An 11,400-nucleotide genomic window follows, 5' to 3' on the forward strand; every position below is an offset into this window, starting at 1 on the left:
GTGTTAACTAGACGTCAACTATTAACACGAGGAGCTGCCCTTTCTGGGCTCTCTTCATGGAAAGTATTAGCAGGTAATGACTCAAGCAAGAAAGTGTTATTTGCTTCTGCTTTTAGCCTTAATCAAGATCAGCACTTTTTTTCAGTTTTCGACCAAGAAGGAAAGATAAAGTGGCAGCAAGCGCTACCAGAAAGGGCTCATGCTCCAATTGTTCATCCAAATAAATCTATCATTGCGGTTGTCGCACGACGACCTGGTTTTTATATCGATCTATACGATGTTGATAGCGGTAAACGCATAAGTAGAATTACACCTGAGATGGATCACCATTTTTATGGGCATGGTTTATTCTCTCCAGATGGCCTGTTTCTTATTACCCAAGAAAATCACTACCCAAGTGGTCAGGGAAAAATATTTATTAGGTCAGTTGCGACGGGTGAAATCGTTAATCAGTTTTCAAGTTATGGTATTGGACCACATGAATCATGCCTGCTTGATAGTGATACGCTTGTTGTTGCTAACGGTGGATTACAAACCCACCCAGATAACGACAGAAGAATCCTCAATTTAGAGACAATGCAAGCAAGCCTATGTTTTATCTCATTGAAGACTGGAAACTTGATAAACAAGCTGACTTTAAATGAGGAGCTTCATCAACTAAGCATTCGTCACCTAGATATAAATAAAGAAGGAAGCGTTGCGGTAGGTTTCCAATATCAAGGTGATAAATGGGATGATGTCCCTTTAATTGCAGTCGCTGATATTAACTCTAATCAGTTTCAATTCTTGCCGCTCCCTCAGGATATAAACCGCCGCCTTAAACATTATTGCGGTAGTGTAGCCTATGACGCTTCTGGTGAAACTTTGGCTATCTCCTCACCAAGGGGCGATCTAGTCGTCTATTGGCAAGCAAGCTCTTGGAAGTACCTTACACATCATAATTTTCAAGATGTGTGTGGACTTTCTCCTAGCCAGAACCCAAATGAGTTTTTAATTACCACAGGTAAAGGAAAACGCATTTTTGTGAATCCCATTACAAATGACAAGCTAACGCTGGCTCGTATGCCGAAATGGAAATGGGATAATCACCTACATAAACTTAGGGTCTAATGATATAAGTGGTGAACAGATGTTCAAAAAACATTCAACTTTTACATAAAATTTGTTCTTCTCTCTTTTTAAGCATCTGATTTTTAGATATTTTTGCAAAATACAAGCAGACCTGTAATATTAAGGTTTGCTATATCTATGTTTCAAAGTTAAGGTTTTTATACCTGTTCCACGCTATACCTAAAAGTTGATTGATGTTGATAAGTTTTTTAAAAGATTTTTTTTTAATTAAAGAAGAGCAGCTTGCTCTGCATGATAAGGATACTTTTCGTAAAAGTGCGTTACGTATTCTTCTCGTCGCAGCCTTGAGCTTTGCCTCTTGCATTACGCTCTTTTCAGGGATAGAAACCTGGCATAATGAGGGTCCATTACTCGTTATTTTGAATATCAGTTTTATTCTACTCACTCTCTACCTCCTCAAAGCCAGCAAACATTATTCAAGCAAACTTTCAGCCACCTTTATCATTTCTCTTCTTACCTTTTCACTACTGACTATTCCTTTTATTAAAGACGATCAAACGCTCACCTATGGCCTTATGTTTTTGTACAGCATTCCCATACTTGCTCGTTTATTCTTTGGTGTTAAAGCGTCTTTACTTGCCATGGCATTCAACTTTATTACTTATGCCTATATAGTGACTGACTTTGGAACAAAGCTGCCTTTTGCTGGAGAAAACGTTTTAGTCTTTGACTCCCATATTCATTTTCATACGGCTGTATTTATCTTTATTAATATTGCTATACCACTCGCCATTTCCCGTATTTTTTACACTTTAGAAGCGAATGCAAAGCAAATGGAAAAGCTAAATCATAAGATTTTCCGTAACAATGAACTCTACGAAGAAATTTTTGAGCATACTGGTACTGCAACCTTATTATGCAATCGAAATGGACAAATATTAAAAGCTAACCAAAAAGCAACCAGCTTGCTTGGCTTTGAAGATAACAACCAACTCGAAGAAACCTTTATAAATCGTTGGTTATCACCAATAGGTAAATCGAGTGAAAAATATTTTTGGCAATCAAACGCCAGCAATTGCCAGTTAAGGTCTGATGAAAGCATTCACTTCGAACTCCATAGATCAAACCTGACAACCCATGGCTATTACGTCATGCACCTACAGAATGTGACTCATCTCAAAGCAATGCGAAAGGTTCTGAACCATACGCAAGAAAAGAACTCTCGTTTAGCTAAATATGACGCTCTGACGCAACTCCCTAATCATGCTAATTTTTGCCAACTAGTAAATGAGAAAATAACAAAAGGCCAGGAACATAAAACAGGGGCAATGTTTATTATCCGCATTAGCCAGTTCAAGCTGTTAAATAAACAGTTTGGCCAACAAAGAGCCAACCAGGTCATTGTTAGCTTTGCCCGAAAATTACAAGAAAACCTCTCAGATAAGACAATTACAGGCCGATTAAGGGGCGTGAAATTTGCCTGCTTTATCCCTATTGGGCACACCTATTTAATACAGCGAAATTTATCTGCCCTTGTTCAATCTGTTTTACCTACTCAATTAAAGTTAAACGGTGAAGCAATCAATTTGGAATACCATGTTGGTATTAGCTATACACCTGCTGACGGCAAAAGTGCACAAGAGTTAATAGAGCATTGTGAGATGGCATTAGAAAATGCCACTAGCGCAGACAGGCTCGCATATTATAATCACACTCGAGAATCTAATCTGATTGAAGAGTACCAACTTGGTACTTTATTAAGTGAAGCAATTAAACGTAACGATATACATTTGTGGCTACAGCCACAGGTTTCAGCAGACGGCACCATAGTTTCTTTTGAAGCTCTTGCAAGATGGCAGTTGGAAAATGGTAAACACATATCACCTATGGTGTTTATCCGTATTGCAGAGAATTTAGGACTACTGCCTAAGCTTGCTGAAAACTTGCTGAGAGAGCTTGTTTCTTTATTAGCTTCTTGGCATCAAGAACATATCAAGACACCTGTAGCCATTAACCTTGCAGGCCAAGAGTTAATGGATGACACCTTCTTTGCCTTACTTATGTCTTTAAGTGCTGATTATGCTTGGTTAAGCGAAATGCTTGAGCTTGAGATTACAGAAACCAGTAGTGTGATGACAAACCAACTTATTCATAAGCGCCTAAGGACTTTATCTCAATATGGTTTCTCAATTGCCATAGATGACTTTGGTACAGGCCAGGCCTCTTTAGGCCAATTGATTGACATTCCTGCCAACATTTTGAAAATTGACCGTCGCTTTGTTGCCCCTCTTCCTTCTGATCAAAGACACCTTGATATTGTCAAATCAACAATAGAAATGGCTAAGTCTCTTAATATGAAAGTCGTAGCTGAAGGCATAGAAACGAAAGAGCAAGCAACCCTGCTTGGTTCACTTGGCTGTAACACTCTTCAAGGCTATTACTTTGGAAAACCGACACCAATGCAAGAATGGACTAACAATGATAACGAGAAAGCAAAACAGCTTCGTATGGTGTTTTAAGGATTAAAGACACTTACTAAGCCCTTACTCATCTTAAAACATCAACTAAATTTGGATAGCTAAAAACCAATTATTGATTCCTCTCATTTATCGAGGAATTCTTCCTACTGTTGCTATATAGCAAGCATAAAACAAATCCTTTTTAGATTTTTATATCTAGTAATTTATCAATCCACCAGCTTATTCAAGCAGGGCTAAATAGAAGTTTTTTTAACCAAATTTTCAGTTAATTTATCTATAGTCACATCAAAGTTACGATGGCATTTAAACCTAAAATTGATTTTTACATACAACTCAATTTCAATTCCTACAAAATTTATTGATAAAATAAATTTTTTATATTCACCAAGTTGGTAAAACTTCACCCACTTTTCATATAATGAAATTAATTGATGAAATTTAGCGTAATTTATAAGTAAAAATACCAATTTCATATTTATTTTAATGCCTGTAAAGAATAAAGTATCACTCTCTGAATAGCTTACAGTAATATCTTGAACGAATTCTGAACGTTTTTGTTGGTCTTTTTGACCTTTTATGACGTTGTTATGGGTTTCTTAATACTAAATACTGAGTCTGCCTTGATTCTTATCCATTTAGTCTTTTATGAGTAACTTCATAGTTTTCATGAGATTTATGTAAGCGTAATAAGAAAGGATTGCTGAATTACCGCAGAGTAATCGCAAGCATAAAAATAATAATGAGGAATTTACTATGTTCAAGAAAACCAAACTTGTTGCTGGAATAACCCTTGCAACAGCGACTTTAATCTCTCAACAAATCTCTGCAGCTGGCTTTGCGGTAAACGAACAAAGTGCAACAGCATCAGGTACAGCGCTCGCTGGTAATGCTGCAAGTGATACGGATATCTCATTCAGTTATTGGAACCCTGCGCTATTTGCCAATGCAACTGAGACCTCTCTATATATTAATGGGTCTTATGTTTCACCATCTGTAGAAATGAAGAACCAAACAGCGACAAACTCATCAATATCAGGTTTTGGCGGACCGACAGTTAGCTCAACTGAAGGAAGCTCTGACCCTTCAGAAAGCGCAATTATCCCTTCTATTTATTTAGCCGTTCCGATCAATGACAAAACAGTTGTCGGTGTATCTTTAAACATTCCATATGCTATTTCAAGTGATTATGATGATGACTGGGCTGGTAAATACCATGCCACCAAAACAGAATTACAAGATATTTCTTTATCATTAAGCGCTGCTTATCGTGTTAATGATTGGATAGATGTAGGTGCAAGTATTCAAGCTCACAGTGCCTCAATGACACTCGAAGCAGAAGTTATTGATTGGGATGCTGATGGCTATGGCAGCCAAGAACTTGAAGATGATTTATCTTTTGGTTGGTCTGTTGGTATAGCAATGGAACCACAAGAAGGTACACGAGTTGGTATCGGTTATCGCAGCGAAGTTGATGTTAACCAAAAAGGTAAAGTCGACTTCTCCAACATGAGTACCACTGCTCAGACGAACTTAGGCACTGTTGATGCAAACATTACAGCTGATAATACGCTTCCTTCACTATTAACCCTTAGTTTAGAGCAAGAGTTAACAGATGATTTAACACTTGGCTTAACCGCTATGCGTACCGGCTGGAGCTCAGTTCAAGCACTAGACATTGATTATGATGACGCAACAACTAGCTTGAGTAACTCAACAGTAACGCTTAATTATAAAGATGTCTGGTTTTACTCAGCTGGTCTAACTTATGATTATTCTGAAGATCTAATCTTAAGAACAGGTTATGCAGTTGATAACTCCCCTTCTGATCCAAATAACCTTTCGGCACGTGCTCCAGGTAGTGACAGACAATGGATAACATTAGGCGGTACTTATAATGTGTCTGAATCTACTCAAGTTATGTTTTCATACATTCACCTAACATCGGACCCTGCGAAGGTTGACAAAGACGGAACTGGTGAAGATGCATCACGTGGTTCATTCTCAGCTGACTATGACATCAGCGCTAACATCTTTGCATTGGCGGTTAACACCACTTTCTAACGAAAATGCCTTACAAAGAAAGTTATATAAAAAACCCAGCTTCGGCTGGGTTTTTGCTTTTAAAGCACAAGATTAAAGTTCATTAATCACCTCAAATTCTTCCGTTTTTAAAATACGAAAACTACGTATTAATACCGAGTTCGATCTCAGTAATCTCCCTCTCAAGTTACGTATTCTTGCCAATTTATTTTGATCACTTCCTAAGCGATAGTGTTAGTGCTTTTGTAATACCAGCAAACAATAAACATATTGCAGGACAATAAAAATAATGAAAAATTTAAAATATAAAACCCTCATTGCAACAACCGCAGTACTTGCGAGTGCTTTCACAATGCCAAGCTTTGCAGCTGATAGAGTTTACAAACTTAAGCTAGCTGAAACTTGGTCTGCTAACTTTCCTATCTTCGGGGACGCACCAAGAAACATGGCTCGTATCGCTGAAGAGATGTCAGGTGGCCGTTTAAAAATCACTATAGACTCTTCAAACAAACACAAAGCAGCCTTTGGTATTTTTGACATGGTTCGTTCTGGTCAATACGACATGGGACACTCAGCGTCTTACTACTGGAAAGGGAAAGTACCTAACACACTTTATTTCACAACTATGCCATTCGGTATGATTACTCCTGAGCAATATGGTTGGTTCTACTACGGTGGTGGTATGAGCTTAATGCAAGATGTTTATAAGCCATTTGGCTTACTATCATTCCCAGGTGGTAACACTGGCAACCAAATGGGCGGTTGGTTTCAAAAGGAAATCAATTCTGTTGAAGACTTAAAAGGTCTTAAAATGCGTATTCCAGGCTTTGCTGGTGAAGTCATGGCTAAATTGGGCGCTAAACCAACTAACATAGCATCTGGTGAGCTTTACACTGCACTAGAGCGTCGTACTATCGATGCGCTTGAGTGGGTAGGTCCATCTCTAGATCTACGCATGGGTTTCCACAAAATTGCACCTTACTACTATACAGGTTGGCATGAGCCAAGTACTGAACTTCAATTCTTAGTCAATCAGCGTACTTGGAAAAAATTGCCTGACGACCTAAGAGAAATTCTACGTACCGCAATGAAAGTATCTGCCTATGACATGTACATTCAGTCATATCATGAAAGTGGTGAAAACTGGGCAACAATGAAAACCGAATATCCAAATGTAGAAGTAAAAACCTTCCCGAAAGATGTTCTCAATGCTATGCGTAAAGCAAACCAAGAATTACTTGATGAGAAAGCGGCAGCTGACCCATTAGCAAAAGAAATTCTTGAATCTCAAGCGGCATATCTGAAAAAAGCACGTGTTTGGACAAATATTTCCGACCGCGCATATCTTGATGGCCTAGACGACACAGCCAACTAGAATCAACCGCTTTAAGGACTAGAATAAAGAAGTTTTATTCTAGTCCTCTCTCCTTTTAGCATTAACCTAAATCCAGGTGCATCTATGTTTTTACTTAATCTTGAACGAGTGATATCTCGTTATAGCATATTACTTGGCAAGCTCTCTGCCCTGCTATTCATCTTATTGCTACTAAACGTATTTTACGATGTGTTAATGCGCTACGTTTTTAATGACGTATCGATTGGCATGCAAGAGTTAGAATGGCACTTATACGCTGCTATTTTTCTTTTAGGTATCCCCTATGGCCTCGCTACAGGCGGCCATGTAAGAGTCGACTTATTTTACGAGCGCTTATCAATTAAAGGTAAAGCTTGGATAGATCTTTTCGGCTGCCTTTTTTTACTTATCCCTTTCGCCACACTCGTTGCCTATTACGGTGTTGGTTTTGCAACAGAAGCCTTTAAATTAGGTGAAACAAGTGGAGATCCAGGCGGCCTACCTTATCGCTGGATAATCAAAGCCGTTATTCCTTTCGCTTTCTTTTCTATTGCTATCAGCGGTGTTGGCATGTTGCTAAGGTGCATTAATGCAATTCGTGGCTTGAGTAAAACAGGGTTTGACCACGATCCAATCCAGCACTAACAAAAAAGCTCATTTCTACATTACAGATAAATATAAAGATAATAAGCAAAAGATTAGGTAAGAAGTATGATAGGTATAATAATGTTTTTCGTAGCATTGGTAATGCTACTCTTTGGATTTCCGGTTGCCTTTACTTTTGGCGGCATAGCTTTAATTTTTGGTGTTTTTGCTGAAGGTTTTGATATGTTCGCCTTCATGCCTTTCCGTATACAAAGCTATATGGAAAACACTGTTATGATGGCAGTACCTCTTTTTGTCTTCATGGGGATAGTGCTACAAAAAACCCAGCTTGCTGAGCAGCTATTAGAAGCAATGGGTAAATTATTTGGCGGTGTACGTGGCGGTTTAGCAATTTCAACCATCTTAGTAGGTGCTTTACTTGCTGCATCAACAGGCGTAGTAGGAGCCAGTGTTGTAGCAATGGGATTAATTTCCCTACCAGTAATGCTTAAATATAAATATAACAAGTCTTTAGCATGCGGCACTATCTGTGCGTCAGGCACACTAGGTCAAATCATCCCTCCTTCGATTATTTTAATCATTTTAGGTGATGTCCTTGGTATTCCTGTGGGAGACTTATTCCAGGCTGCAATTGCACCAGGCATGATCTTAATTGGTTGCTACATTGTTTATATTTTAGTCACTACCTTTTTAAACCCTGAATCAGCACCTGCAATTCCTTATAACGAAGAAGATGGTACGCGTAGCCAACAGGTTGTTGCTGCTTTAAAAGCAATTGTACCGCCTCTGACACTTGTACTTGTTGTATTGGGCTCAATTTTCACAGGTATTGCAACACCAACTGAATCTTCTGCTTTAGGCGGAGTTGGCGCATTGATCCTAGCTATCCTATATAGGAAGTTCAATCTTAAAATGCTGTTTGACTCAAGCCTAGAAACAGTAAAAGTGACAGCTATGGTATTCGCTATATTAATGGGCGCCACAGCCTTTTCTATGGCATTTAGCTACACTGGTGGTGATTATATTGTTGAAGAAGCATTACTATCTTTACCTGGTGAAAAGTGGGGCTTCATTATCCTATCTATGGTCGCGATTTTGATTCTTGGCTTCTTCATCGACTTCGTAGAAATCGCCTTTATCATAGTGCCAATTTTAGCACCTGTTGCTGAAACACTAGGCATCAATATGATTTGGTTTGCGGTATTAATCGCAATGAACTTACAAACTTCATTCTTAACACCACCCTTTGGTTTTAGTCTCTTCTATCTAAAAGGTGTTGCACCCAAATCAATTACAACCATGGATATATATAAGGGCGTACTACCCTTCATAGCAATTCAGGTATTAGTACTCATTAGTATCATTCTATTCCCTGACTTTTATGGCATGGGATAGCTAAATGATTTAAGATCAAAACAAGGCTGCTCATTTAATGGGCGGCCTTTTCAAGTTGGAGGGATCCAAAATAAAAATAATAAATAAGGCAAAGTTCGTGAACTTAAAAGTTAAGATTTTATTTTTGACTGTGGTCCCCCTATTGTGTGCAACCGCAATTATTACCTACCTTGGCCTCACATCAGCCAAAGAACTTGCACGCGAAGAACTCAGAATTTATGAAAACAACCTCATTAAGGTAAAAAAAGAAGCCTTAAAAGACCAGGTTGACCTCGCTTTCTCGGCCATTCAAAGCACGTTAGAAAATCCAAATTTGGATGAAGAAAGCGCTAAAGAACAAGTTAAACAAATTCTTGATAAATTAACCTATGGTGATGAAGGGTACTTTTTTGCCTACACCCAAGATGGAACTAACTTGGTCCACCCTATTCAACCAAATTTTGTTGGCCAAAACCTTTGGAGTTTTGAAGATTCATCCGGTAATTTATTAATCCAGCATTTACTCAAAGCTGCAGCCAAAGATGGCGGTGGATTTCATCGTTATATCTGGGAAAAGCCAAGCAGCATGCGTCAAGAGGAGAAACTAAGCTATGTATCTCAAATTGAGCGCTGGAACTGGATGTTTGGCACAGGCCTCTATTTAGATGACATTTATGCTGAACTAGCTAAAGCGGATGCCACAATTAATGAAAATATTAGAGAAAGTTTTTTCACTGTTCTAGCCATCATTGCGGCAACCATTATTTTAGTTATTCTACTAAGCTTGGCCATCAATTTGCACGAGCACAAATTAGCAGATGATCGCCTTAAAGCCTTAGTAAAACGCTTTGTCAGGCTACAAGTGAGTGAAAGACGAAAATTCTCACGAGATTTACACGACGGCATCAATCAATTATTAGTTTCTTGTAAGTTTCGTATTGAGTTAGCCAAAAATACTCTAATCAAGGCTCACGATACAAATAAAGTTGAGGCTCATTTAGATACAGCTGAAGAAGTAATCACTCAAAGCATCCAAGAAATAAGACAAATAAGCCATAACCTACGTCCAACAGCACTAGATGATCTAGGTTTAAAAACCGCTCTCAACTCACTTCTTGATCAGTTTGAAGAAAGAACCAATATTAAAGTTAAGAAATTTATTCAGTTTGATGAAAACAGTGTATCTGACGAAGCCGAAATAACACTTTATCGCCTTGCTCAAGAGTGCCTGTCTAATATCGAAAAACATGCGCAAGCTAACAAAGTATCCTTTCACCTTTCTCTCTTTAATCAAAGAATAGAGTTTGAATGTATCGATAACGGCATTGGTTTTAGCCAAAACAAACAAGCGATTAAAACAAGACGACAAGGCATTGGCCTTATCAATATGAAAGAGCGCATTGAACTGATTGGGGGGGACTATAATTGCAGATCTCAACCTAAACGCGGAACTAAAATTACAGCAACTCTTGAAAGTAATATCTTAAAATAAAAACAAAAAACTAAATTCTGAGGGATACACAGCATGTCTTCGATAAATGTACTTCTCGTTGATGACCACATACTCGTTTTAGACGGCCTTAGAGCAAGATTAGAGCTAGAAAACAACATTAAGGTACTTGGAACTGCTAATAATGGGTTAGAAGCCCTAGAGCAGTCTAAAAAGCTAAAACCTGATGTTGTATTAATGGATGTTTCTATGCCTGTACTTAATGGTATAGAAGCAGCAAAACGGTTTCAGTCAGAGCAGCCTGATATAAAGATCCTTATGTTAAGCATGCATCAGGACAAAGAATACATTTTATCGCTCATTCAAGCAGGCGCAAGCGGTTATGTATTAAAAGATGTACCCGCAGCTGAGCTTGTTCTTGCTATTGAAACCGTCATGAGAGGCGGCAGTTATTTTAGCTCTGGTGCATCTCAAGCTCTTTTTCATGGCCAAGAAGATACAAAAGAAGAACTAACAAAGCGTGAACTTGCTGTATTGAAAGAATTAGCGATAGGTGCTGCCAATAAAACAATCGCGAAAAATTTAAACATAAGTGTAAGAACGGTAGAGACACACAGACAAAATCTAAAAAATAAATTAGGCATTCACTCAGCAGCAGGCCTCACAAAATATGCTATTGAAAACAAATTAATCTAACGAAGCTGTTAAAGCTAAACTTTCAATTATTAATCCGCTCTCTTTAGCTGCTAGATTTTTACCATTAAAACGGCAGCTCTTCTCTAGAAATGTAAATAGCATGAAAAATTAAAAAATATTTTTCAAACAAAAATAAAATTTATAAGTGGTATTTGATGAGATTAAATTAGAAGGACCTTAGGAAGGAATGATAATGGCGGAACAGACGAGACTCGAACTCGCGACCCCCTGCGTGACAGGCAGGTATTCTAACCAACTGAACTACTGCTCCTTTTTCATGTTCTTTTAGCCACTGTATATCCAAAAGGAAGTGGTGGGTGTGGAGAGGT

At 38.3% G+C, this 11,400-nt stretch carries 8 protein-coding genes and 1 tRNA gene; 8 read left to right on the forward strand and 1 reads right to left on the reverse strand.

The window, feature by feature from the left end; genetic code table 11:
* The 8 genes from TW85_RS21415 to TW85_RS21455 all read left to right on the forward strand — a co-directional run bounded on the left by TW85_RS21415 (position 1) and on the right by TW85_RS21455 (position 11,071).
* Positions 1-1,110, forward strand: a complete 1,110-nt coding sequence (locus TW85_RS21415) for a DUF1513 domain-containing protein (RefSeq protein WP_046019182.1) — start codon at positions 1-3, stop codon at positions 1,108-1,110.
* Positions 1,111-1,304: 194 nt separating this feature from the next.
* A complete protein-coding gene (locus TW85_RS21420) occupies positions 1,305-3,590 on the forward strand; it encodes an EAL domain-containing protein (protein ID WP_046019183.1) in 2,286 nt (761 codons plus the stop codon).
* A gap of 714 nt (positions 3,591-4,304) precedes the next feature.
* On the forward strand, positions 4,305-5,612 hold the full coding sequence (locus TW85_RS21430) for an outer membrane protein transport protein (RefSeq protein ID WP_046019185.1): 1,308 nt from the start codon (positions 4,305-4,307) through the stop codon (positions 5,610-5,612).
* Positions 5,613-5,880: 268 nt separating this feature from the next.
* The gene (locus tag TW85_RS21435; RefSeq protein WP_046019186.1) at positions 5,881-6,966 is read left to right on the forward strand and encodes a TRAP transporter substrate-binding protein; all 1,086 of its coding nucleotides are present in this window, start codon (positions 5,881-5,883) and stop codon (positions 6,964-6,966) included.
* An 84-nt stretch (positions 6,967-7,050) separates the two neighbouring features.
* Entirely contained in the window at positions 7,051-7,590 is a 540-nt protein-coding gene (locus tag TW85_RS21440) for a TRAP transporter small permease subunit (RefSeq protein WP_046019187.1), read from the forward strand.
* Between the two features lie 66 nt (positions 7,591-7,656).
* Positions 7,657-8,946: a TRAP transporter large permease subunit gene (locus TW85_RS21445; RefSeq protein ID WP_046019188.1), complete on the forward strand. Its 1,290-nt coding sequence runs from the start codon at positions 7,657-7,659 to the stop codon at positions 8,944-8,946.
* Between the two features lie 97 nt (positions 8,947-9,043).
* Entirely contained in the window at positions 9,044-10,417 is a 1,374-nt protein-coding gene (locus TW85_RS21450) for a cache domain-containing protein (RefSeq protein WP_046019189.1), read from the forward strand.
* Positions 10,418-10,450: 33 nt separating this feature from the next.
* Positions 10,451-11,071, forward strand: coding sequence for a response regulator transcription factor (locus TW85_RS21455; RefSeq protein WP_046019190.1), 621 nt, complete (start codon positions 10,451-10,453; stop codon positions 11,069-11,071).
* A gap of 194 nt (positions 11,072-11,265) precedes the next feature.
* Here the strand turns inward: TW85_RS21455 and TW85_RS21460 are convergent.
* Positions 11,266-11,342, reverse strand: a tRNA-Asp gene (locus TW85_RS21460).
* Between the last annotated feature and the right edge of the window lie 58 nt (positions 11,343-11,400).

This window comes from Marinomonas sp. S3726, from assembly GCF_000967665.1.
Classification (GTDB): Bacteria; Pseudomonadota; Gammaproteobacteria; order Pseudomonadales; family Marinomonadaceae; genus Marinomonas.